The organism is Streptomyces sp. CB02058 (assembly GCF_001905505.1).
In the GTDB taxonomy this organism is placed as follows: Bacteria; Actinomycetota; Actinomycetes; order Streptomycetales; family Streptomycetaceae; genus Streptomyces.
The window spans coordinates 149,175-170,519 of the sequence record NZ_LIPG01000006.1 but is presented as its reverse complement, the minus strand read 5'-3'; the positions used below and the strand labels follow the sequence as shown (position 1 = coordinate 170,519).

Genomic DNA, 21,345 nt, shown 5'->3' with positions numbered 1-21,345 from the left:
CCGCGGTCAGTGTCCGCGGGCGATCCAGTCCTCCAGCTGCGGAGCCTCCGCGCCGATGGTGGTGGAGTCCCCGTGGCCGGTGCGCACGGCCGTCTCCGGCGGAAGGGCGAGCAGCCGGTCCCTGATCGAGTCGATGATCGTCGGGAAGTGCGAGAAGGAGCGTCCGGTGGCGCCGGGGCCGCCCTGGAACAGGGTGTCGCCGGTGAAGACGGTGCCCAGCTCGGGGGCGTGGAGGCAGACGGCGCCGGGTGCGTGTCCCGGGGTGTGCAGGACCGTCAGCCGGGTCCCGGCGACCTCCAGCTCCTGGCCGTCGGCCAGTGCGCCGTCGGGCGCCCGGTCCGGGTGCGTCTGCTTCCAGAGCGGCAGGTCGTCCGGGTGCAGCAGGATCGGCGCGCCGGTCGCGTCGGCGAGGGCCGGGGCCGCGTCGATGTGGTCGTTGTGCGCGTGGGTGCAGATGATCGCGCGCAGCGTACGGCCGCCGAGTGCGGCCTCGATCGCGGCTGCGTCGTGGGCGGCGTCGATGACGACGGCCTCGGTGTCGTCGCCGACGATCCAGACGTTGTTGTCGACGTCCCACTCGCCGCCGTCGAGGGCGAAGGTGCCGGAGGTGACCAGGTGGTCGATGCGGGCGGCCATCAGAAGACCACCACCGAGCGCAGGACGTCGCCGTCGTGCATCCGGTCGAAGGCCTGCTCGATCTCGCCGAGCGCGATGGTCTCGGTGACGAACGCGCCCAGGTCGAGGCGGCCCTGCTGGTGCAGGTCGATCAGCATCGGGAAGTCGCGCGAGGGCAGGCAGTCGCCGTACCAGGAGGACTTGAGCGAGCCGCCGCGGCCGAACACGTCGAGCAGCGGGAGTTCGAGCTGCATCTCCGGGGTGGGGACACCGACGAGGACGACGGTGCCGGCGAGGTCGCGGGCGTAGAAGGCCTGCTTGTACGTCTCCGGGCGGCCGACCGCCTCGATGACGACGTCCGCGCCGTTGCCGTCGGTCAGCGCGCGGATCGCCTCGACGGGGTCGCCGGAGCGGGAGTTGACGGTGTGGGTGGCACCCATCTTCTTCGCCGTCTCCAGCTTGCGGTCGTCGATGTCGACCGCGATGATCTTCGCCGCTCCCGCGAGCCTGGCGCCCGCGATCGCCGCGTCGCCGACGCCGCCGCAGCCGATGACGGCGACGGAGTCGCCCCGGCCGACCTGGCCGGTGTTGATGGCGGCGCCGATGCCCGCCATGACACCGCAGCCGAGCAGTCCGGCGACGGCCGGGGAGACCTCGGGGTCGACCTTGGTGCACTGTCCGGCGGCGACGAGGGTCTTCTCCGCGAACGCGCCGATGCCGAGCGCCGGGGAGAGCTCCGTGCCGTCCAGGAGGGTCATCTTCTGCTTCGCGTTGTGGGTGTCGAAGCAGTACTGCGGGCGTCCACGCAGACAGGCGCGGCACTGGCCGCACACCGCGCGCCAGTTGAGGACGACGAAGTCGCCGGGCGCGACGTCGGTGACGCCGTCGCCGACGGACTCCACGACACCCGCGGCCTCATGGCCGAGCAGGAAGGGGAAGTCGTCGTTGATCCCGCCCTGCTTGTAGTGCAGGTCGGTGTGGCAGACGCCGCACGCCTGGATCTTGACCACGGCCTCGCCGGGGCCGGGGTCCGGCACGAGGATCGTCTCGACCCGCACGGGCTCGTTCTTCCCCGGTGCGATGACCCCTTGTACCTGCTGCGCCATGCCCTGGCTCCCATCCCGACTGCCCCGTGATGACAAAGATCGAACCCGCCCACCGTACCCGGGCGGGGACCCGCTCACGGGGCCAGGACGTCCAGTTCGTGCAGCGCGCCGACCGCGATCTCCTTGGTGAGCCGCTCGGCGCCCTCGGCGTCCCCCTCGCGCACCGCTTCGGCGAGCCGGACGTGGAGCGTGACGGCCGCGGGGTCGGGGTCCTCGAACATCACCTGGTGGTGGGTGCGCCCGGCGAGGACCTCGGCGACGACGTCGCCGAGCCGCGCGAACATCTCGTTGCCCGAGGCGTTGAGCACGATGCGGTGGAAGGCGATGTCGTGGCGGAGGTAGCCCTCCAGCTGCTGGCCGCGCGAGGTGGCGACCATGCCGAGGGCGCACTCCGTGAGCGCGGCGCACTGCTCGGCGGTGGCGTGACGGGCCGCGAGGCCCGCGGCCACGGGCTCGACGGCGGACCGCAGCACGGTGAGCGACCGCAGCTGCCGGGGCCGGTCGGCGCCCGCCAGGCGCCAGCGGATGACCTGGGGGTCGTAGACGTTCCACTCCTCGGTGGGCAGCACGGTCACCCCCACCCGGCGCCGGGACTCGACGAGGTGCATGGATTCCAGGACGCGGACCACTTCGCGGACGACGGTGCGGGACACGTCGAAGCGCTGGGCGAGCTCGTCGGTGCGCAGGACCAGGCCGGGCGGGGACTCACCGGCGGCGATCGCCAGACCCAGGGTGTCCAGCACATGCGTATGGAGTCCCTGGGCAGGTGTGGTCATGCCCACAAGCCTACGGGGCGCCCTTGAGGAACAAAAAGTACGACGTTTATGTCACAGCCTCTTGAATAAGTCGTATGTAATGGGTTTCAGTAGCGCGACGGACCGATGTCGACGGACCGATGTCGATGAAGACAGCGAGGCACCAATGAGCACCCCCCACGTCGTCGTGGTGATGGGCGTAGCAGGGACCGGCAAGACCACGATCGGCCCCCTGCTCGCCGAAGCACTCGGCGTCCCCTATGCCGAGGGCGACGACTTCCACCCGCCGGCCAACATCGCCAAGATGACCGCCGGAACGCCCCTGGACGACGACGACCGCTGGCCGTGGCTCGACTCGATCGGGCAGTGGGCGCACGGTCGGGCGGGGCTCGGCGGTGTCGTCAGCAGCTCCGCTCTCAAGCGCGTCTACCGTGACCGGCTGCGGGCCGAGGCCCCCGGTGCCGTCTTCCTGCATCTGACCGGCGACCGGTCCCTCATCGAACGCCGCATGGCGGACCGCAAGGGCCACTTCATGCCGACCGCGCTCCTCGACTCCCAGTTCTCCACCCTGCAGCCGCTGCAGGAGGATGAGGCGGGCGTCTGTGTGGACGTGTCCGGCACCCCCGAGGAAATCACCGACCGGGCCGTCGCCGCGCTGCGCCGGCTCGCGAACTAAGGATCACCACCGTGACCAGTCTCAGCGTCGAGATGCTGGCAGCGGACGCCGTCGAACCCATCACTTCGGCCGGCAACGCGCAGCTGGGCATCGCCGTCCTGGCGGGCATCGCCGTCATCGTCCTGCTCATCACCAAGCTCAAGATGCACGCGTTCCTCGCGTTGACCATCGGCTCGCTCGCCCTCGGCTCCTTCGCCGGCGCCAACCCGGCGAAGACGATCACCAGCTTCACCACGGGCCTCGGCTCGACCGTCGCGAGTGTCGGTGTCCTCATCGCCCTCGGCGCCATCCTGGGCAAGCTGCTCGCCGACTCCGGCGGCGCCGACCAGATCGTCGACACGATCCTCGCGAAGGCCAGCGGCCGTGCGATGCCGTGGGCGATGGTCCTGATCGCCTCGATCATCGGGCTTCCGCTGTTCTTCGAGGTCGGAATCGTGCTGATGATTCCGGTGGTGCTGCTGGTCGCCAAGCGGGGCAACTACTCGCTGATGCGGATCGGCATCCCCGCGCTCGCCGGTCTCTCGGTGATGCACGGGCTGATCCCGCCGCACCCCGGCCCGCTGGTGGCCATCGACGCCCTCGGCGCCAACCTGGGCATCACGCTGGCCCTCGGTGTGCTGGTCGCCATCCCCACGGTGATCATCGCGGGCCCGGTCTTCTCGCGCTACGCCGCCCGCTGGGTGGACATCGAAGCGCCGGAGAAGATGATCCCGCAGCGCCCGTCCGAGGACCTGGACCGCCGGCCCAGCTTCGGTGCGACCCTGGTGACCATCCTGCTGCCCGTCGTCCTGATGCTGGTCAAGGCGCTCGTGGACATCGTGGTGGACGACCCCGAGAACCACGTCCAGCGCATCACCGATGTCATCGGCTCGCCGCTCATCGCGCTGCTCGCGGCCGTCATCGTGGGCATGTTCACCCTGGGCCGCGCGGCCGGATTCACCAAGGGCCGCATCACCACCACCGTCGAGAAGTCGCTCGCCCCGATCGCGGGCATCCTCCTGATCGTGGGCGCCGGCGGCGGGTTCAAGCAGACCCTCATCGACGCCGGTGTCGGCCAGATGATCCTGGAGTTCTCGCAGAACTGGTCGATCCCCGCCCTGCTGCTCGGCTGGCTGATCGCCGTGGCGATACGGCTGGCGACGGGCTCGGCGACCGTGGCGACCATCTCGGCCGCCGGTCTGGTCGCCCCGCTGGCCGCCGACCTGTCCTCGTCGCACGTCGCGCTGCTCGTCCTCGCGGTCGGCGCCGGTTCGCTCTTCTTCAGCCACGTCAACGACGCGGGTTTCTGGCTGGTGAAGGAGTACTTCGGCATGGACGTCCCGCAGACGGTCAAGACCTGGTCGGTGATGGAGACGATCATCTCCGTCGTCGCGCTGGGCTTCATCATGCTGCTGTCGCTGGTGCTGTAGCCGGCGCTACTCCCCCGGCTCCCGCCACAGCGGGTGTTCGGAACGGGCCCACAGGCGCTCGACCGACCCGGTGCGCATGCCACGGCGTGCCTCCGGGTCGGCGAGCGCCTTCGCCATGTGCCCGGCGAGCACGACACCGATCGCGAGCGCCAGCCAGTCGTGGACGAAGGTCGCGCCGGTCCGCCACACCAGCGGGGCGAGGCCGGTGAACCACATCAGCAGTCCGGTGCCGGTCATCACGAGCACGGCGCCCGCGATCCACGCGGCGTACAGCTTCTGGCCCGCGTTGAACTTCCCGGCCGGCCGCGCGCCCGGCGTGCGGTCGCGGCGCAGGACCGACATCAGCCACTGCCGGTCGTGCGGCCCGAACCTGTTGAGCCGGGAGAGATCGGCCCGCAGGGCCCTGGAGACCAGCCCCGCCAGCAGCGGTACGGGGATGAGCAGCCCGGACCATTCGTGGACGGTCACCACGAGGTGGCGGCGGCCGACGAGTTCGGCGAGCTGCGGGACGTACAGACAGGCGGCCGTGGCCACGCAGAGCAGCACCAGCCAGGCCGTGGTGCGGTGCACCCAGCGCTCGGCGGTGCTGAAGCGCCGCATCCTCGGGGCGGGTTCAGACGGTGGGGGCGTCGTCCCGGCCGTTGGACCGGCCGACCCAGGCGTCGACGTCATAGCCGAGCTCCTCCCAGTAGCCGGGGCGCACGGAGTCGGTGACGGTGATCCCGGAGAGCCATTTGGCGGACTTGTAGAAGTACATGGGGGCGACGTACAGCCGGACCGGGCCGCCGTGGGCGTGGGCCAGCGGCTCGTCCTGCATCCGCAGGGCGGCCATGACGTCGTCGCGGCGGGCCTGTTCGAGGGTGAGGCTCTCGCTGTACGCCCCGTCGAAGCAGGTGAACCTGACCGCCTTCGCTCCGGGCCGCACACCGGCCGCGTCGAGCAGCGCGGAGAGCCTGACGCCCTCGAACGGCGTCTCGGGCACCCGCCAGCCCGTCACGCACTGGACGTCGCGCACGATGCGGGTCTGCGGGAGGGCCTCGAGAGCGTCCAGTGTGTACGTCGCCGGGCGGTCCACCAGACCGTCCACGGTCAGGCGGTAGTCCGAGGCGTCCTTCTCCGGCACCGACGTGGTCACGGAGTAGTAGCGGAAGCCCCCTCCGTTGGGCAGGAGCCCGGTCAGGCCGGTCGGGTCCTTGTCGGCGACGGCACCGAGGCCGCTCTCCAGACCGTGCTGGAGCACGGGAGCCGCCGCGACGCCCACGGCCCCGAGACCGAGCATGCCGAGGACGAGGCGGCGGCCGACGGGCGTGCCGCCCTCGTCGGGAGGGGAAGTGTCCACCCGCCCATTGAACACCCGCGGCCGTCCTTCACCAGGGGCCGCGGGTGTACGTCGTCACGCCGGGAGATCAGCGCGGGTCGTGAGCGGTCCCGGCGGCCTTCTCCAGCTGGAACGCCTCGTTGCCGAGGCCGATCCGCGCGTGGACCTCCGGCTTGGTGCGGCGCAGCACCTCGCCGTAGGCCAGGCCGGCGGCGAGGGCCAGCACGATGACGCCGGGCAGCAGCCAGTTCAGCGCCGAGCCGGGGCCGGAGCCGACCAGGACGTCGAAGTCCCGGACGGTGAAGACGGCGATGGCCAGCAGGGCGAGTCCGGCGAGCCCGGAGGCGACGAGCCTGGGGGCCTGGGCACGGCCGGCTCCGCGCCGTACGAAGAACGCGATGACGGCGAAGGAGGCCGCGGCCATCAGCACGATGACGCCGAGTGCTCCGACGTTGCCCATCCAGGTGAACAGGTGCAGGACGGGCGCCGTGGGGTCGCCGGCCGGGTTGTCGTCGGTGAAGGCGAAGGCCAGCACGATCACGACGGACACGGCGGACTGGAGCATGGAGCCGGTGGCGGGGGCACCGCTCGTCTTGTTGGTGCGGCCGAAGCCGGAGGGCAGCAGGCCCTCGCGGCCCATGGCGAAGGCGTAGCGGGCGACCACGTTGTGGAAGCTGAGCAGCGCGGCGAACATCCCGGTGACGAAGAGGACGTGCAGGACGTCGGTGAAGGTGGTGCCGAGCCGCTCCGCGGTGAGGCCGAAGAGCATCCCCGGTCCCTCCTTGAGCGAGGTGTCGGCGACGGAGGAGGGTCCGGCCGCGACGGTCAGCGCCCAGGAGCTGACGGCGAGGAAGAGGGCGGCGTATCCGACGGCCAGGAACATCACGCGGGAGACGACGACCTGCGGGCGGCTGGTCTCCTCGGCGTACACCGGGGCCTGTTCGAAGCCGACGAACGCCGCGATGCAGAAGCAGAGGGCGGTGCCGAGGCCCGCTCCGGTGAGGGTCTCGGGGTTGAACGCGTGCAGGGACAGGCCCTCGGGGCCGGGGTCGCTCACGGCGGCGATGTCGAAGATGACGACGAGGGCGCACTCGACGACGAGCAGCACACCGAGGACCTTGGCGTTGAGGTCGATCTTCAGCCAGCCGAGTACGCCGACGACGGCCACGGAGGCGAGGGCCGGTATCCACCACTGGAGTTCGATGTCCAGATAGGTGGCGAAGAGCCCGGAGACCTCGAAGCCGAGGATGCCGTAGATGCCGACCTGCATGGCGCTGTACGCGACCAGGGCGACGAGCGAGGCCCCCGCGCCGGCCGTCGGGCCGAGGCCCCGGGCGATGTACGCGTAGAAGGCACCGGCGTTGTGGACGTGCCGGCTCATCTCCGCGTAGCCGACGCCGAACAGCATCAGGACGATGCCGAGGATGACGTAGAGCAGGGGCTGCCCCACGATGCCCATCACGCCGAACACGGTCGGCATCACCCCGGCGACGACCATCAGCGGCGCGCTGGCGGCCAGGACGGAGAGGAGCAGACCGGGGGTGCCGAGCCGGTCGGCGCGCAGGGCGCGCTCCTCCCCCTTGTACGTGTTGATCCCGCCGGTGCCGCCGGCGGTCCTGGTGGTGCCGGTCTCGCTCGTATCCGATGTGCCCGTCGACATGGCGGGGGTGGTCCCTTCGTTGAGAGCAACGTGCATCAGGGGGCACCGAGCGCGTAGGTGCGCGCGGCGAGGAATTCTTGGTGGGCGTCGCGGCCGGAGTAGGACCACGGGGCCTCGGTCGCGTGCGGGCCGATGCGGTGGAAGAGCGCGGCGGCCTCGGCGGGGCGGCCCTCGCAGATCTTGGCGTGGGCGAGGAAGTTGAGGTCGGCGCGGTGGCGGGGGTGGTCCTCGCGTTCCCATTCGAGCCACCAGTCGAAGGCGGCCTTCATGACCTGTCGGGCCCGGCGGCCGGTCCAGTGGCCGGAGGAGGCCGGGTCGCCTGACACCGCTCCGGCGGCGACGAGGACGCGGTAGCGCTCGGCGTGCGCCACCACGGGGAGGACGGCCAGGGGCGAGTCGGCCGGGGCCTGTTCGGCCGCCCACGCCGCGAAGTCGTACACCTCGTGGAGCGGGTCGCTCTCGGGACGTGACTCGGCGAGCCCGGCCGTCATCAGGTGGTGGGCCTGGTGGTGTTCGGGGTGGCGGGCCCGGATCTCCTCGAAGTACCGGGCGGTCTGCTCCTGGGTCCCGTGCGTACGCTCCAGGCTCATCAGCCCGAGCCACGGGGTGGGGTCGGCGGGTGCCAGAGCGGCGGCGGCCCGGCATGCCTCGCGCGCCCGGTCCTCGTCCCCGGGGCGGGCCTTGGGGCGCTGGGCGCGGGCGACGGCGGCCAGGGCGAGGAGGGTGGCGGCGTCGGGACTGTCGGGTTCGGCGAGCAGCCAGTCACCGGCCCAGCCCGCGGCGGACGGTACGGCGGCGAGGGCGAGGACGCGATGGCCCCGCCGGTCCCAGTCCGCCCCCGTCGAGACGAGCAGGGACCGGGCCCTGGTCCATCGCCCCTGGGTGAACTGGTCCCGTACGCCGATGAGTTCGCTGTCGTCGAGGGCCGGATCGAACGTGTGGTCCGGGCGTCCGCCCCGGCGGCGGGAGCGGCCCAGGGGCGGCGGAGGCGGAGACATCCGCAGGCTTCCTTCTCGACTTCGACATGACACCAGCACATTTCGATGCTGTGTGCGAGCAAACGATCGCGCACAGCAAAGCGGCAGGCGTTGCTCCGAGTCAAGGGCGGCTTTGGCCCAACTGCTTGTGTTTAACATGTAGTTGACGTTCACAAGGGGCGACCTGGGCCGTTCGCGCAGTTCGTCACACCGCCACGGGTGTGACGGGTGGGGGCGGCGTGACGCGTGCCACACTGCCGCCATGGAGAACCGCGAACCGCTCAAGCCCTTCCTTCTCGCCTTTCCCGGCCCCCTGCGCGACCGTCTGGTGGCGGCCGTCCTCTCCGGCGAGAAGGTCTCCACGTCCGGGCTGCTCGTGGAGTACGAGGCCGAGCGGGAGGAGCTCCCGCCGGTGGGCGAGCGGTCCGCGCTCATCGACTCCGACGGGCGGGAGGTCGCCGTGGTCGAGCTGACGGAGGTACGGGTGCTGCCCCTGGGGTCGGTGGGGCTGCAGCACGCGCTCGACGAGGGCGAGGGCTACGCGTCCGTGGCCGAGTGGCGGGCGGGGCACGAGGAGTTCTGGCACAGCGAGGAGATGCGGGACGCCCTGGACGACCCGCACTTCACCGTGGACGACGACACGATGATCGTGGCGGAGCGCTTCCGGGTGGTGGAGCGGCTCTCCTGACGGCCGGCTAGCCGCGTCCGACGCGCACGGGTCGCCCGACGGACGGCCGGAACGCCTCACCCGACGCGCACGGGTCGCCCGACGGCCGAACAGCCTGATCCGGCGCGCGCGGGTCGCCCGACGGCGGCTCGCGAGAGTCCCGGCCGGGCCACACCCCGGCCGCCGCGGGCGCCTCAGCCGGACGCCGCGTCCTCCGTCGGCGGGTGCGGCCTGGACGCGAGCCAGGACGGCAGCACGGAGACCACGGCGGAGACGAACAGCCTGCGGTCGCGTGGGGCGGGGAGCGCCAGCCATGCCTCGACGAGGCCCGCCTCCCCATGGGCGACGAACCGGCTGTAGGCCTCCAGGCGCCAGGCGGCCGGGCCCTCCCCGGCGGGCAGGATCGCCGGGTCACGGGCGATCAGGTCGCGCACCGAAGCGGCGAAGTGGTCGACCAGGAGCCGGTGGAGCACCGCGCTGCGCCGCCCCACCAGCCCGGCCGTGTAGAGGGCGTCGTAACGCTCCAGATGGTCGAGCAGGGCGCCGGACGCCCGCTCCCAGATCTCGCCCACCGGCAGCTCCGCGGCCAGGGTGTCGGCGATCCAGCCGGCGCGGACCCGGTCCAGGTCGGCGTACAGCACCTGTTCCAGCACCTCGGCCGGGCTGGCCGCGTGCTTGTAGAACGTCGTGCGGTTGACCCTGGCGTCGCGCACGAGGTCGGCGACCGCCACGTCCTCGACCGGGCGCTGCGAGGCCAGCCGGACGGCGGCCTCCCGCAGACGGTTCCGGGTGCGCCGGACGCGGACGTCGAGTGCGGACCCGTCGTCGGAATCGCTCCGCCCGGCCTCGTCCGGAGAGTGGGAGGGCGGGGGGGTCTGCACATCACCTGACACGCGGAGAGCTTATCGCACCCTTATGACGTGCACTGATCGACACCTGTCTCTTTTCTTTTCGTTCACACGGTGCCACAATCGCCTCAGGGGCAGAGCCGCCCGGGAACACCCTCCAGGGCCATGCCTCCGACCGTGCCCGCGTCGGCGCTCCTCGAGTCCCGGGCTCGCGCGGCCTGTTCCCCGGCACCGCCGCACCAGGCGACGCCGATGGTCCGGACATCGAAAGAAGCAGCATCATGAAGGCATCCGTCACCAAGGGTCTCGGCCAGGGCTTCGTCGTCGAGGAGGTCGACCTCGCCGACCCGATCGGGCACGAGGTCCGCGTGAAGGTCGAGGCATCCGGCCTGTGCCACTCCGACCTGAGCGTCGCCACCTTCATCGGCGGGGAGTTCCCCGTCGTGCTCGGGCACGAGGTGGCCGGTGTGGTCGTCGGCGTCGGCCCCGAGGTCACCCAGGTCGCGGTCGGCCAGCACGTCGTCGCCAGCCTGATCCAGTACTGCGGGGCGTGCGTGAACTGCCTCGGCGGCCGCACCCACATCTGTCTGAACCCGGACAGCACCCTGCGTGCCCCCGGTCAGCCGCCCCGGATCTCCTGGAACGGCGCGCCGGTCGCGCAGGGCATGGGCCTGGGCGGCTTCGCCCAGGAGGCGCTGATCCACGAGAACCAGCTCGCCGTCGTACCGGACGAGATGCCCTGGGCACCGGCCGCGCTGATCGGCTGCGGTGTGCTCACCGGCGCGGGCGCCGTGCTGAACAGCGCGAACGTCCAGCAGGGCGAGACCGTGGTGGTGATCGGCGCGGGCGGCGTCGGCATGAACGCGGTGAGCGGCGCCCGGATCGCCGGCGCCGAGAAGATCATCGTGACCGACATCGAGGACGGCAAGCTGGAGCGCGCCAAGGCGTTCGGCGCGACGCACGTCGTCAACTCCCGTACCGACGACCCGGTCGAGGCCGTACGCGGGATCACCGGGCACGGCGCGGACCACGTCTTCGACTTCGTCGGCGTCCGCCCCGTCACGGCACAGGGCATGCAGATGCTCGGCAAGGGCGGTGGCCTGTACCTGATCGGCGTGAGCGCCAACGACGCCGGTGTCGACGTCAACTCGATCGCCACGCTGAGCGCCTCGCAGAAGGTGCAGGGCGTCTACATGGGCTCGTCCCACCTGAAGCGGGACATCCCGTTCTACGCCTCGATGTACCTCCAGGGCCGGATGAACCTCGACGACCTGGTGTCCAAGGAGATCGGCCTCGGCGAGATCGAGGCGGGTTACGAGTCGCTGAAGGACGGCAGCACCGCGCGCGTCGTCATCACCGACTTCTCCTGATCCACGGCCCCGGCGCCCGGCACACCGGTGGTGTGCCGGGCGCCGGTGTCTCCGGCCGCTTCCTCAGCCGACGGCCTTCGCCGCGGCCCGGCCCGCCGCGCGGCCCGAGAAGATGCAGCCGCCGAGGAACGTGCCCTCCAGCGAGCGGTAGCCGTGCACCCCGCCGCCGCCGAAGCCCGCCGCCTCCCCCGCCGCGTACACCCCGGCCAGCGGGGAACCGTCCTCGGTCAGGACGCGGGAGGACAGGTCCGTCTCCAGCCCCCCGAGGGACTTGCGGGTCAGGATGTTCAGTCGTACGGCGATCAGCGGGCCGGCCGCGGGGTCGAGGATGCGGTGCGGCTTCGCCGTGCGGATGAGCTTGTCGCCCAGGTAGGAGCGGGCGCCGTTGATCGCCGTGATCTGGAGGTCCTTGGTGAAGGGGTTGGCGATCTCGCGGTCGCGGGCGGTGATCTCGCGGCGCAGCCCGTCCTCGTCGATGAGGTCCTCGCCGGTGAGCGCGTTCATTCCCCGTACGAGCGCGCCGAGGTCCTTCTCGACGACGAAGTCGACGCCCTTGTCCATGAACGCCTTCACGGGCCCTGGTACGTCGGCGCGCGCCCGGCCGATCACGTCGCGCACGGACTTCCCCGTGAGGTCCGGGTTCTGCTCGGAGCCGGAGAGCGCGAACTCCTTGCCGATGATCTTCTGGTCGAGGACGAACCAGGTGTATCCGTGGCCGGACCTCATGATGTGTTCGAGCGTGCCCAGCGTGTCGAAGCCGGGGAAGAGCGGGACGGGCAGACGCTTGCCGCGGGCGTCCAGCCAGAGGGAGGACGGGCCGGGCAGGATGCGGATGCCGTGCCTGTCCCAGATCGGGTTCCAGTTCTCGATGCCCTCGGTGTAGTGCCACATCCGGTCGCGGTTGATGTGGTGGCCGCCCGCCTTCTCGGCGACGCCGAGCATCAGCCCGTCGACGTGCGCGGGGACCCCGGAGAGCATCTTCTCGGGCGGGGTGCCCAGCCGCTCGGGCCACTGGGCGCGGACGAGGTCGTGGTTGCCGCCGATGCCGCCGGAAGTGACGATCACGGCCTGGGCCCTGAGCTCGAAGGCGCCCTTCACCTCGCGGCTGCTGGCGGTGCCCCGCTCGGCGCCGCTCTCCTGAAGGATCTCGCCGGTGACCGTGTCGACGGCCCCGGCCGAGCGGCCGAGGCCGGTCACCCGGTGGCGGAAGCGCAGCTGGACGAGGCCCTTGGCCACGCCCTCGCGGACCCGCCGCTCGAAGGGGGCGACGACGCCGGGACCCGTGCCCCAGGTGATGTGGAAGCGGGGGACGGAGTTGCCGTGGCCCGTCGCGTCGTATCCGCCCCGTTCCGCCCAGCCGACGACGGGGAAGAACCGCAGCCCCTGGGCGTGCAGCCAGGACCGCTTCTCCCCGGCCGCGAAGTCGACGTACGCCTCCGCCCACTTCCGCGGCCAGTGGTCCTCCTCGCGGTCGAAGCCGGCCGTGCCGTACCAGTCCTGGAGGGCCAGCTCGTGGCTGTCCTTGATCCGGAAGCGGCGCTGCTCGGGCGAGTCGACGAGGAAGAGCCCGCCGAACGACCAGTGCGCCTGGCCTCCGATGGACTGCTCGGGCTCCTGGTCGAGCAGGATCACCGTGCGGCCCGCGTCGACGAGTTCAGCGGTGGCCACGAGCCCCGCGAGCCCTGCCCCGATCACGATCACATCAGCGTCGTACGCCATGGGTTCCATCCTTCGGGGCGGTGCGGGGCAGCGGCGGGCCGGGGCGGCAAAGTTACTTGTGGGTCAGATCTTCGGTACGGGCCGCGCCCACGTCAACCGTCCGGTCGGTGGCGCCCTCACCGATCCGGCGCGGCCTCGGGGCTATCGTCGGACCGTGTCGGTGCTGGTAATCCTGCTCTCCGTAAGCGCCGCCTGCTGTCTGGGCTTCGGCTTCGTCCTCCAGCAGGACGCCGCCCGCCGCGCGCCCCTGCGCGATTTCCTCTCCCCCCGGCTGCTCCTGGACCTGATGCGGGTGCCGAGCTGGCTCGTCGGGATCGGCCTGATGGTCTGCGGCATGGTGCTGGGTGCCCTGGCGCTCGGCCAGGGCGAGGTGTCGGTCGTGGAGCCGCTGCTCGCGACCAATCTGCTCTTCGCGATGGCCCTCTCGCGCCACCGCACCGGCCAGCCGCTCGGCAGGCAGGGCTGGGGAGGCCTCGCCCTCCTGGCGGGTGGTGTCACCGCGTTCCTGCTGGCCGGACAGCCGCGTGGCGGGGAGGCGGTGACGGCACCCCTGCGGCACTGGCTGGTGATCGGTGTGGTGGCGGGGGTCGCCCTGCTCCTCACCGCCTTCGCCCGGCACCCCAGGGCCCGGGGCACGCCCGTGATGCTCGGCCTGGCGGCGGGGCTGCTCTACGGGCTCCAGGACGCCCTGACCAGGGTCAGCGGGGTGCGGCTGACCGAGGACGGCTGGACGGCACTGCTGACCAGCTGGCAGCCGTACGCCGTCGTCGTCATCGGGCTGACCGGACTGCTCCTGGTCCAGAGCGCGTTCGAGGCGGGCCCGCTGCGGCAGTCGCTTCCCGCGCTGACCGCCGCGCAGCCGCTGGCGGGGATCGTGTGCGGGATCGGCTTCCTCGGCGACCAGGTGCGCACCGACACGGCCGCCCTGGCCTGGCAGGCGGCGGGGCTCGCCGCGATCGTCGGGGGGATCGTGCTGCTGGGGCTGCACCCGGCGATGCCGGAGGGCAAGGACAGGCACGGATCAACGGCCGCCGACCGGTTGATGTTGGATGGACCTCATGACTCCGGCTGACGAGATCCTGGACATTGTCGACGAGAACGACCAGGTCGTGGGGCAGGCACCCCGCGGCGAGGCGACCGAGCGCGGCCTCCTCCACCGCTGCGTCTTCATCGAGGCGAGGGACGCGGAGGGCCGGCTGTTCGTGCACCGCAGGACGGCCACGAAGCTGGTCTTCCCCTCCCACTACGACATGTTCGTCGGCGGGGTCGTGGGCGCGGGCGAGTCCTACGACGAGGCGGCGCTGCGGGAGGCCGAGGAGGAGCTCGGGGTCTCCGGGCTCTCCCGGCCCGTGCCGCTGTTCAAGTTCCTCTACCGGAGCCCCGGGCACAGCTGGTGGTCGTACGTCTACGAGGTGCGCTGCGGGCTCCCCGTCGATCCGCAGGTGGAGGAGGTCGACTGGCACGCCTTCCTGACCGATGAGGAGCTGGAGCGGCACCTCGGGGAGTGGACCTGGGTGCCGGACGGCCTGGAGGCCTACCACCGGCTGCGCCGGTTCCGGGACGGCGGGCCGGGGGCCACCGCGTGAGCGGCTTCGCGCGCGGGCTGCGGCTGTGGTTCGCGCCGGGACGGATCAGCGAGGAGGGCGACACCCCCGACTACCGCTTCTCCCTCGCCAACGAGCGCACCTTCCTCGCCTGGATCCGTACGGCACTCGCCCTGATCGGAGGCGGATTCGCCGTCGACCAGTTCCTGCCGGATCTCGCCTGGGGCGTCCGGGCGGGTCTCGCGCTCGGGCTGCTGGCGGCGGGGGTGCTCTGCGCGCTGCGGGCCGTCAGCCACTGGGTGCGGTGCGAGCGGGCGATGCGGCGCGGTGAGGATCTGCCGGTGTCGCGCTTCCCCGCACTGCTCAGTCTCGTCGTCGCCGTGGTGGCGGTGGCCATGGTGGTGGTCGTGCTGTTCGGCTGGGAGGGCAGGTGACCTCCCGGACGCGCGATCCGGGCCTGCAGCCGGAGCGGACGCGGCTGGCCTGGCGGCGCACCACGCTGGCGTGCACGGTGGTGGCCCTGCTGGCGGTCCGGCAGGGCCTGTACGGCGGGACGGCCGGGGCGGGGGTGCTCGCGGTGGCGCTGAGCCTGCTGGCCTGGCTCGGGTTCCTCGTGGTGGCGCACCGCCGGGTGTCCTCCATGGGGGCCGAACCGGCCACGCTGTCGCCGCGCCATGCGCTGGCGGCCGCGGCGTGCACGGTGGCGCTCGCGGTGTTCGCCGCGACGGCGCTGTTCTGACCCGTCTCCGGCCCGCCGCCGTCAGCCCTCCCAGTCCACGGTGACGACGATCTTGCCCCGGGTGCGTCCCTGCTCGTTGAGCCGGTAGGCGTCCATGGCCTGTTCCAGGGGGAAGACCCGGTCCACGTTCACGGAGACGATGCCCTGCTCGGCGAGCTCCGCGAGATGGGCGAGGTCGGCGGCGTCGGGCCGTACGAAGGCGTAGTGCCCGCCGTAGGAGAAGACCTCGGCGTCGGCGATGGAGGCGAGCCGGCCGTCGGCGGCGAGGGTCTCGGCGGAGGCGCGGAGCGCTTCACCGCCGACCGTGTCGAACGCGGCGTCGAAGCCCTCGGGCACCAGTTCCCGCAGCCGGGCGGCCAGCCCCTCGCCGTACTCCACGGGCTCGCCGCCCAGGGTGCGCACGTAGTCGTGGTTGTGGGGCCCCGCGGTGCCGATGACCCGGCAGCCCGCGTGCCGGGCGAGCTGGACGGCGAGGGAGCCGACCCCGCCGGCGGCCGCGTGGACGAGAACGGTCTCGCCCTCCTGGATCCTGAGCGTGCGGTGCAGCACCTGGTGCGCGGTGAGGCCGCACAGCGGAAGGCCCGCGGCCTCCTCGAAGCTCAGGCTCAGCGGCTTGCGGGCGAGGGTCCGCACGGGGGCGGCGACGTACTGGGCGAAGGTGCCGCGCGAGAGGAAGTCCTCGCGTACGTAGCCGATGACCTCGTCCCCCACCTCGAACTCGTCGACGGCGGCGCCGGGCTGGACGACGACCCCCGACACGTCCCAGCCGGGGATGACGGGGAAGACGGCTTCCAGCCCGGCCTGGAGGTAGCCCTCGCGGGCCTTCCAGTCGACCGGGTTCACGGCCGCGGCCCGGACCTTCACCAGGACCGTGTCGGGGCCGACCTTCGGGTCGGGCCGCTCGCCGTACTCCAGGACGTCGGCCGAGCCGTACCTGCTGTAGCTGATCGCCTTCATCCTCCGACGATCGGGGCGCCCCGGGGTCCCCGCAACTCAGGCCGTGACCACGTCGAAGGGCGGCAGCAGTGTGCGCGGGTCGTGCCCGGAGTGCCAGAGCCCGATGAGGAAGGCCGTGGCCGCCTCCAGATACGCGGCCCGGTCGAGCCCGCCCACGGTCAGGGGCACACAGCCCAGGTCCCGGACCAGGGTCCCGACCGTCTCCAGGGCCGACGCGTCGTCGCCGCAGAGCGGGACGGCGAGGGGGCCCTCGGGGAAGGAGGGCGCGGCGAGCCTCCACACGGAGTCGGGCAGGTGGTTGAAGGCCTTCACGACCCGCGCCCCGGTGGCATCGGCGATCGCACGGGCGGCGCCGGGGCCCGTACCGGTGGTGAGCCGGAAGCCCGGGCCGACGGCGTTGGTGCAGTCGACGAGGAGCCGGCCACGCAGCGCTCCGTCCGCCGCGCCGAGCGCGTCCAGCACGCCGGCCACGGCCGCGTGGGGGAGGGCGAGCAGCACCGCGTCGCCGTGGGCCACCGCTTCCGCCGGTGTGCCGGCCCGCTGGCCGGTGCGCTCCGCGAGCGCTCGTGCCCGTGCGGCGGACCTGCCGCCGAAGAGCACCTGATGGCCGGCCTCCGCCCACCGGCCTCCCAGTGCGTCCGCCATGTTGCCGGTCCCGATGATGCCGATACGCATGTCTCTCTCCTCCACAGGGCGGTCACGTAGCGTCGTGCCGATGGGGACGTTAGGAGATCCGTTGCGCACCGTTCGGTGCCGAACGGGCGGGGGAAGGGGAACGCATGGACCGGCTGCTCGCCGACTGCAGGGCACGGCTCGGCTTCGACCTGCTGGGCAACACCTGGAATCCCGTGGTCCTGTACGCGCTGGCGGCGGGCCCGCGCAGGCCGCGTGAGCTGCGTACGGAGATCGGCGGCATCAGCGCGAAGGTGCTCACCGAGACGTTGCGCAGGCTGGAGGAGTACGCGCTGGTGGAGCGCCGGGCGTACGCCGAGGCCCCGCCGCGCGTGGAGTATTCGCTGACCGGGCTGGGCCGGACGCTGCTGGAGCCGATCGAGGCGCTGGGCCGCTGGTCCGCCGCGCACGGGGACGCGTTCGTGGCGGCGCAGGGCTGGGACGACTGAGCCCCTCCCCCGGCGCCGGGGAGGAGCCGGAGATCACTTCTCGGATTCCGGGAGGGCACTGGACGACATACCGACTGGTCGGCATCATGGTCCCGACCGTCCAACCGCCCCGGAGGTGCGCACCATGAGCCCAGTCCACCCGCCAGGTCTCGATCTCGACCTGCTGCGCGGCCATCTCGACCGCGAGCGGCCGGGGCTGGTGAACGGACCGCTCGAAGCCCGGGTGATCGAGGGCGGCCGCTCGAACCTCACCTACATCGTCACCGACGGCACCGGACAGTGGGTCGTGCGCCGGCCTCCGCTGGGCCATGTGCTCGCCACCGCGCACGACATGAAGCGCGAGCACCGGGTGATCAGCGCCCTTCACCCGACGGCGGTCCCGGTGCCGGAGACGCTCCTGCTCTGCGAGGACGACGCCGTCATCGGCTCCCCCTTCTACGTCATGGAGTACGTCGAGGGCACCCCGTACCGCACGGCAGAGCAGCTCGCCCCGCTCGGCGCCGAGCGCACCAGGGCGGTCGTGCTGGGGCTCGTCGACACCCTCGTGGACCTGCACGCCGTCGACCCGGCGTCCGTCGGCCTCGGCGACTTCGGCCGGCCCGAGGGCTTCCTCGACCGGCAGCTGAGGCGCTGGGGCAAGCAGCTGGACGCCTCGCGCAACCGTGAACTGGCCGGGATCGACGAGCTGCACGCCGCGCTGGGCCGGGACCTGCCCGTCTCCCCCGCGCCCACCGTCGTCCATGGCGACTACCGCCTGGACAACGTGCTGATCGGCCGGGACGACCGGATCAAGGCGGTGCTGGACTGGGAGATGTCCACGCTGGGCGACCCGCTGACCGACCTCGGTCTGCTCGTGATGTACAGCTCCGACCTGGGCCTGCCCGAGTCGCCCGTCTCCACCACCAGCGGCGCCCCGGGCCACCCGAGCCCCGCCGAGCTGATCGAGCGCTACGCCGCCCGCTCGGGCCGCGACACCTCCGCCATCTCCTGGTACACGGCCTTCGCGTGGTTCAAGCTCGCCGTGATCCTGGAGGGCATCCACTACCGCTACACCCTGGGCCAGACCGTCGGCGCCGGCTTCGACCGCATCGGCGACCTGGTCCCGGTCTTCATCGCGCACGGCCTCACCACCCTCCAGGAAGGCTGATCCCCCCGTGGACTTCGCATTCGACGCCCGTACCGAAGAGCTGCGCACCAGGCTGCTCACGTTCATGGACGAGCACGTGTATCCGGCCGAGGAGGTCGCCGAGGAGCAGCGCGCGGCGCTGGCCTCCCCGTGGGACACCCCGCAGATCGTGGAGGACCTCAAGGCCGAGGCGCGCAAGCAGGGCCTGTGGAACGTCTTCCTCCCCGACGCCGAGTACGGCGCCGGGCTGACCAACCTCCAGTACGCCCCGCTGGCCGAGATCACCGGCCGCAGCCCGCATCTGGCGCCGACCGCGCTGAACTGCGCCGCGCCGGACACCGGGAACATGGAGGTCCTCTTCCAGTTCGGTTCCGAGGCGCAGAAGAAGCAGTGGCTGGAGCCGCTGCTCGCCGGGGAGATCCGCTCGGCGTTCGCGATGACCGAGCCCGAGGTGGCCTCGTCGGACGCGACGAACATCGAGACCCGGATCACGCGGGACGGTGACGACTACGTCATCAACGGCCGCAAGTGGTACATCTCCGGGGCGATGAACCCGGACTGCGCGATCTTCATCGTGATGGGCAAGACGGACCCGGACAACGAGGACATCCGCCGCCAGCAGTCCATGATCCTCGTGCCGCGCGACACCCCCGGCCTCCAGGTGCGCCGGGCGATGCAGGTGTACGGCTACGAGGACCACTCGCACGGCGGCCACGCCGAGGTGGTCTTCACCGATGTACGCGTGCCCGCCGCGAACCTGATCGGCGAGGAGGGCGGCGGCTTCGCCATCGCCCAGGCGCGGCTGGGTCCGGGCCGCATCCACCACTGCATGCGGCTGATCGGGATGGCCGAGCGCGCGATCGAGCTGATGTGCAGGCGCGCCGTGGCCCGTACGGCCTTCGGCAAGCCGCTGGCCCAGCAGGGCGTCGTCCAGAACTGGATCGCGGACGCCCGGGTGACGGTGGAGCAGCTGCGGCTGCTGGTGCTGAAGACGGCCTGGCTGATGGACACGGTGGGCAACCGGGGCGCGCACACCGAGATCCAGTCGATCAAGATCGCCACCCCGCGCGCGGTGGTGGACATCCTCGACCAGGCGGTGCAGCTGTACGGCGCCGGGGGCGTCAGCCAGGACTACCCCCTGGCCGAACTCTGGTCGTCGGCGCGGACGCTGCGGCTGGCGGACGGTCCCGACGAGGTGCACCAGCGGTCGCTGGCGCGGCGGGAGATCAAGAAGTACCTCTGAGCCCCGGTGGTCCCGGTGCGGGGAGGCGCCCTGAAGGCGCCTCCCCCGTGGGTCTCCCGCCGGTCTCCCGTGGGTCAGAAGGTGAGCTGCCAGCTGTCGATGTAGCCGGTGTCCTGGGCGGCGACGTCCTGGACCCGGAGCTTCCAGCTGCCGTTGGCGACCTCGCTCGACGCGTTGACGGTGTACGTCGCGATCACGTTGTCCGCGGAGTCACTGCTGCTGGAGTTCTTGAGCCGGTAGGCCGTCCCGTCGGGCGCCAGCAGGTCGACGACGAGGTCACCGCGGTAGGTGTGCTTGATGTCCACGCCGACCTTGAGGGCTGACGGTGCGTTGCCCGTACGTCCGGTGACCGCGACCGACGAGGTCACCGCGGCGCCGTTGTCGGGCACCGCGACATCGGCTGCGTTGCTGAAGACCGTGCCGGTCGGCGGGGTCGTCGTACCCGCCGACAGGGTCCAGACGGCGTGGGCGATCGCGTCGCTGTTGCGGTCCAGTGCCGTGTCGTTGATGTTCGCCGTCGTGTCGCACGAGGAGTGGTAACAGCGGTCGAAGGACTGGCCCGCCGTGCCGCCCCACTTCTGGGCCTGGGCGCTGGACTTGGTGTTGCTCGCCCCGGTGAACAGGCCACCGACGGGGACGCCGGCACTCTTGAACGGGGCGTGGTCGGAGCGGCCGTCGCCCTCGGTCTCTATCTCGGTGGGTATCGACAGACCCGCGTAGTAGTCCTTGAAGGTCTGTTCGATGACCGGGTCGTCGTCGTAGACGAAGTACCCGGGGTTGGGCGAGCCGATCATGTCGAAGTTGAGGTACCCGGCGAGCTTGGCGCGCTCCGTGGTGGCCAGGTTGTTGACGTAGTACTTCGATCCGACGAGGCCCAGCTCCTCGGCTCCCCACCAGGCGAAGCGCAGGTGCTTGTCCGGGGCGAGCTGTGCCCGGGAGACGGCGAGGGCGGTCTCCAGCACGGCGGCCGATCCGGAGCCGTTGTCGTTGATCCCGGCGCCCGAGGTCACCGAGTCCAGGTGGGAGCCGGCCATGAGGACCTGGTTCGGGTCGCCGCCAGGCCAGTCGGCGATCAGGTTGTAGCCGGTGGCTCCGCCGGAGGTGAACTGCTGGAGCGTGGTGGTGTATCCGGCGGCGTCCAGCTTCGCCTTCACGTAGTCGACGGACGCCTTGTAACCGGTCCGGCCGTGGGCCCGGTTGCCGCCGTTGGCAGTGGCGATCGACTGGAGCTGGGTGAGGTGCGCCTTGACGTTGGCGAGCGGGATGTCGGGGGCGGCTGCAGCGGCCACGGGCGCGGCCTGGACGGCCGGCGCGGCGGTCGCCAGCAGGGCCGCGACGGCGAGTGCGGCGGCGGGCAGGGATCTGAGTCGTGCGGGTCTCATCTGGGGCTCCGGATTCCGTTCGGGGACTGACGGAACGTGCGGGGGGTCCCAGGGCAGTGCACGGCCCTGGACCTGGAGCGGTGGGGCTGGAAGTGCGCCCCCGATGCTCGGGG

At 71.8% G+C, this 21,345-nt stretch carries 23 protein-coding genes; 11 read left to right on the top strand and 12 right to left on the bottom strand.

Annotated elements, in window-relative coordinates:
• Positions 1-6: 6 nt before the first annotated feature.
• The 3 genes from AMK10_RS28895 to AMK10_RS28885 all read right to left on the bottom strand — a co-directional run bounded on the left by AMK10_RS28895 (position 7) and on the right by AMK10_RS28885 (position 2,497).
• Positions 7-636 carry an MBL fold metallo-hydrolase gene (locus AMK10_RS28895; RefSeq protein WP_073751317.1) on the bottom strand — a complete coding sequence of 210 codons (630 nt, stop codon included), beginning with the start codon at positions 634-636 and terminating at the stop codon, positions 7-9.
• On the bottom strand, positions 636-1,721 hold the full coding sequence (locus AMK10_RS28890) for an S-(hydroxymethyl)mycothiol dehydrogenase (protein ID WP_073751315.1): 1,086 nt from the start codon (positions 1,719-1,721) through the stop codon (positions 636-638). The genes AMK10_RS28895 and AMK10_RS28890 overlap by 1 nt, the downstream gene beginning before the upstream one ends.
• Before the next feature lie 74 nt (positions 1,722-1,795).
• Positions 1,796-2,497 (bottom strand): FadR/GntR family transcriptional regulator, encoded by a 702-nt coding sequence (locus AMK10_RS28885; RefSeq protein ID WP_073751313.1) that lies wholly within the window; start codon positions 2,495-2,497, stop codon positions 1,796-1,798.
• 145 nt (positions 2,498-2,642) lie between these two features.
• Between AMK10_RS28885 and AMK10_RS28880 the strand changes: the two genes are divergently transcribed.
• Entirely contained in the window at positions 2,643-3,152 is a 510-nt protein-coding gene (locus tag AMK10_RS28880) for a gluconokinase (protein WP_073751311.1), read from the top strand.
• Positions 3,153-3,163: 11 nt separating this feature from the next.
• Complete coding sequence (locus AMK10_RS28875) at positions 3,164-4,561, top strand: GntP family permease (protein WP_073751309.1); 1,398 nt, start codon at positions 3,164-3,166, stop codon at positions 4,559-4,561.
• Between the two features lie 6 nt (positions 4,562-4,567).
• Here the strand turns inward: AMK10_RS28875 and AMK10_RS28870 are convergent, their stop codons facing one another.
• The 4 genes from AMK10_RS28870 to AMK10_RS28855 form a co-directional block, all read right to left on the bottom strand.
• Positions 4,568-5,161: a cytochrome b/b6 domain-containing protein gene (locus AMK10_RS28870; protein WP_073751307.1), complete on the bottom strand. Its 594-nt coding sequence runs from the start codon at positions 5,159-5,161 to the stop codon at positions 4,568-4,570.
• Positions 5,162-5,174: 13 nt separating this feature from the next.
• The gene (locus AMK10_RS28865; RefSeq protein ID WP_241839717.1) at positions 5,175-5,840 is read right to left on the bottom strand and encodes a molybdopterin-dependent oxidoreductase; all 666 of its coding nucleotides are present in this window, start codon (positions 5,838-5,840) and stop codon (positions 5,175-5,177) included.
• Positions 5,841-5,967: 127 nt separating this feature from the next.
• Positions 5,968-7,539, bottom strand: coding sequence for an APC family permease (locus tag AMK10_RS28860; protein ID WP_073751303.1), 1,572 nt, complete (start codon positions 7,537-7,539; stop codon positions 5,968-5,970).
• Positions 7,540-7,574: 35 nt separating this feature from the next.
• Positions 7,575-8,537, bottom strand: a complete 963-nt coding sequence (locus AMK10_RS28855) for a hypothetical protein (protein ID WP_073751301.1) — start codon at positions 8,535-8,537, stop codon at positions 7,575-7,577.
• A 241-nt stretch (positions 8,538-8,778) separates the two neighbouring features.
• Here AMK10_RS28855 and AMK10_RS28850 point away from each other — a divergent pair, with 241 nt between their 5' ends.
• Positions 8,779-9,204: an ASCH domain-containing protein gene (locus AMK10_RS28850; protein ID WP_073751300.1), complete on the top strand. Its 426-nt coding sequence runs from the start codon at positions 8,779-8,781 to the stop codon at positions 9,202-9,204.
• A gap of 173 nt (positions 9,205-9,377) precedes the next feature.
• Here AMK10_RS28850 and AMK10_RS28845 read toward each other — a convergent pair whose 3' ends face one another.
• Positions 9,378-10,076, bottom strand: a complete 699-nt coding sequence (locus AMK10_RS28845) for a TetR/AcrR family transcriptional regulator (RefSeq protein ID WP_073751299.1) — start codon at positions 10,074-10,076, stop codon at positions 9,378-9,380.
• Positions 10,077-10,312: 236 nt separating this feature from the next.
• Between AMK10_RS28845 and AMK10_RS28840 the strand changes: the two genes are divergently transcribed.
• Positions 10,313-11,401: a zinc-binding dehydrogenase gene (locus tag AMK10_RS28840; RefSeq protein WP_073751298.1), complete on the top strand. Its 1,089-nt coding sequence runs from the start codon at positions 10,313-10,315 to the stop codon at positions 11,399-11,401.
• Positions 11,402-11,464: 63 nt separating this feature from the next.
• Here the strand turns inward: AMK10_RS28840 and AMK10_RS28835 are convergent, their stop codons facing one another.
• Positions 11,465-13,120: an FAD-binding dehydrogenase gene (locus tag AMK10_RS28835; RefSeq protein WP_073751297.1), complete on the bottom strand. Its 1,656-nt coding sequence runs from the start codon at positions 13,118-13,120 to the stop codon at positions 11,465-11,467.
• Between the two features lie 154 nt (positions 13,121-13,274).
• Between AMK10_RS28835 and AMK10_RS28830 the strand changes: the two genes are divergently transcribed.
• Genes AMK10_RS28830 through AMK10_RS28815 form a run of 4 tightly spaced genes read left to right on the top strand, consistent with a single transcriptional unit; the run spans position 13,275 to position 15,403 of the window.
• Positions 13,275-14,192 (top strand): DMT family transporter, encoded by a 918-nt coding sequence (locus AMK10_RS28830; RefSeq protein WP_073751988.1) that lies wholly within the window; start codon positions 13,275-13,277, stop codon positions 14,190-14,192.
• Positions 14,179-14,706: an NUDIX hydrolase gene (locus AMK10_RS28825; protein ID WP_073751986.1), complete on the top strand. Its 528-nt coding sequence runs from the start codon at positions 14,179-14,181 to the stop codon at positions 14,704-14,706. The genes AMK10_RS28830 and AMK10_RS28825 overlap by 14 nt, the downstream gene beginning before the upstream one ends.
• Positions 14,703-15,098 (top strand): YidH family protein, encoded by a 396-nt coding sequence (locus AMK10_RS28820; RefSeq protein WP_073751296.1) that lies wholly within the window; start codon positions 14,703-14,705, stop codon positions 15,096-15,098. Before AMK10_RS28825 ends, AMK10_RS28820 begins: the two co-directional genes overlap by 4 nt.
• Positions 15,095-15,403, top strand: coding sequence for a DUF202 domain-containing protein (locus AMK10_RS28815; protein ID WP_073751295.1), 309 nt, complete (start codon positions 15,095-15,097; stop codon positions 15,401-15,403). The genes AMK10_RS28820 and AMK10_RS28815 overlap by 4 nt, the downstream gene beginning before the upstream one ends.
• Before the next feature lie 21 nt (positions 15,404-15,424).
• Here AMK10_RS28815 and AMK10_RS28810 read toward each other — a convergent pair whose 3' ends face one another.
• The gene (locus AMK10_RS28810; RefSeq protein ID WP_073751294.1) at positions 15,425-16,360 is read right to left on the bottom strand and encodes an NADP-dependent oxidoreductase; all 936 of its coding nucleotides are present in this window, start codon (positions 16,358-16,360) and stop codon (positions 15,425-15,427) included.
• Between the two features lie 36 nt (positions 16,361-16,396).
• The gene (locus AMK10_RS28805; RefSeq protein ID WP_073751293.1) at positions 16,397-17,035 is read right to left on the bottom strand and encodes an NADPH-dependent F420 reductase; all 639 of its coding nucleotides are present in this window, start codon (positions 17,033-17,035) and stop codon (positions 16,397-16,399) included.
• A 104-nt stretch (positions 17,036-17,139) separates the two neighbouring features.
• On the opposite strand from AMK10_RS28805, the gene AMK10_RS28800 reads away from it, so the two are divergent.
• The 3 genes from AMK10_RS28800 (at position 17,140) to AMK10_RS28790 (ending at position 19,850) form a co-directional block, all read left to right on the top strand.
• A complete protein-coding gene (locus tag AMK10_RS28800; protein WP_073751292.1) occupies positions 17,140-17,481 on the top strand; it encodes a winged helix-turn-helix transcriptional regulator in 342 nt (113 codons plus the stop codon).
• Positions 17,482-17,605: 124 nt separating this feature from the next.
• Positions 17,606-18,628 (top strand): phosphotransferase family protein, encoded by a 1,023-nt coding sequence (locus tag AMK10_RS28795; protein WP_073751291.1) that lies wholly within the window; start codon positions 17,606-17,608, stop codon positions 18,626-18,628.
• A 7-nt stretch (positions 18,629-18,635) separates the two neighbouring features.
• Complete coding sequence (locus tag AMK10_RS28790) at positions 18,636-19,850, top strand: acyl-CoA dehydrogenase family protein (RefSeq protein ID WP_073751290.1); 1,215 nt, start codon at positions 18,636-18,638, stop codon at positions 19,848-19,850.
• Between the two features lie 74 nt (positions 19,851-19,924).
• On the opposite strand, the gene AMK10_RS28785 is transcribed toward AMK10_RS28790, so the two are convergent.
• Positions 19,925-21,232: a M28 family metallopeptidase gene (locus AMK10_RS28785; RefSeq protein ID WP_073751289.1), complete on the bottom strand. Its 1,308-nt coding sequence runs from the start codon at positions 21,230-21,232 to the stop codon at positions 19,925-19,927.
• Positions 21,233-21,345 lie beyond the last annotated feature (113 nt).

What these genes read in the sequence shown, in the direction of transcription:
- AMK10_RS28895 (WP_073751317.1), bottom strand. Translation starts at nt 636, where the DNA reads ATGGCCGCCCGCATCGACCACCTGGTCACCTCCGGCACCTTCGCCCTC.
- AMK10_RS28890 (WP_073751315.1), bottom strand. Translation starts at nt 1,721, where the DNA reads ATGGCGCAGCAGGTACAAGGGGTCATCGCACCGGGGAAGAACGAGCCC.
- AMK10_RS28885 (WP_073751313.1), bottom strand. Translation starts at nt 2,497, where the DNA reads ATGACCACACCTGCCCAGGGACTCCATACGCATGTGCTGGACACCCTG.
- AMK10_RS28880 (WP_073751311.1), top strand. Translation starts at nt 2,643, where the DNA reads ATGAGCACCCCCCACGTCGTCGTGGTGATGGGCGTAGCAGGGACCGGC.
- AMK10_RS28870 (WP_073751307.1), bottom strand. Translation starts at nt 5,161, where the DNA reads ATGCGGCGCTTCAGCACCGCCGAGCGCTGGGTGCACCGCACCACGGCC.
- AMK10_RS28865 (WP_241839717.1), bottom strand. Translation starts at nt 5,840, where the DNA reads ATGCTCGGTCTCGGGGCCGTGGGCGTCGCGGCGGCTCCCGTGCTCCAG.
- AMK10_RS28860 (WP_073751303.1), bottom strand. Translation starts at nt 7,539, where the DNA reads ATGTCGACGGGCACATCGGATACGAGCGAGACCGGCACCACCAGGACC.
- AMK10_RS28855 (WP_073751301.1), bottom strand. Translation starts at nt 8,537, where the DNA reads ATGTCTCCGCCTCCGCCGCCCCTGGGCCGCTCCCGCCGCCGGGGCGGA.
- AMK10_RS28850 (WP_073751300.1), top strand. Translation starts at nt 8,779, where the DNA reads ATGGAGAACCGCGAACCGCTCAAGCCCTTCCTTCTCGCCTTTCCCGGC.
- AMK10_RS28840 (WP_073751298.1), top strand. Translation starts at nt 10,313, where the DNA reads ATGAAGGCATCCGTCACCAAGGGTCTCGGCCAGGGCTTCGTCGTCGAG.
- AMK10_RS28835 (WP_073751297.1), bottom strand. Translation starts at nt 13,120, where the DNA reads ATGGCGTACGACGCTGATGTGATCGTGATCGGGGCAGGGCTCGCGGGG.
- AMK10_RS28825 (WP_073751986.1), top strand. Translation starts at nt 14,179, where the DNA reads ATGACTCCGGCTGACGAGATCCTGGACATTGTCGACGAGAACGACCAG.
- AMK10_RS28810 (WP_073751294.1), bottom strand. Translation starts at nt 16,360, where the DNA reads ATGAAGGCGATCAGCTACAGCAGGTACGGCTCGGCCGACGTCCTGGAG.
- AMK10_RS28805 (WP_073751293.1), bottom strand. Translation starts at nt 17,035, where the DNA reads ATGCGTATCGGCATCATCGGGACCGGCAACATGGCGGACGCACTGGGA.
- AMK10_RS28800 (WP_073751292.1), top strand. Translation starts at nt 17,140, where the DNA reads ATGGACCGGCTGCTCGCCGACTGCAGGGCACGGCTCGGCTTCGACCTG.
- AMK10_RS28795 (WP_073751291.1), top strand. Translation starts at nt 17,606, where the DNA reads ATGAGCCCAGTCCACCCGCCAGGTCTCGATCTCGACCTGCTGCGCGGC.
- AMK10_RS28785 (WP_073751289.1), bottom strand. Translation starts at nt 21,232, where the DNA reads ATGAGACCCGCACGACTCAGATCCCTGCCCGCCGCCGCACTCGCCGTC.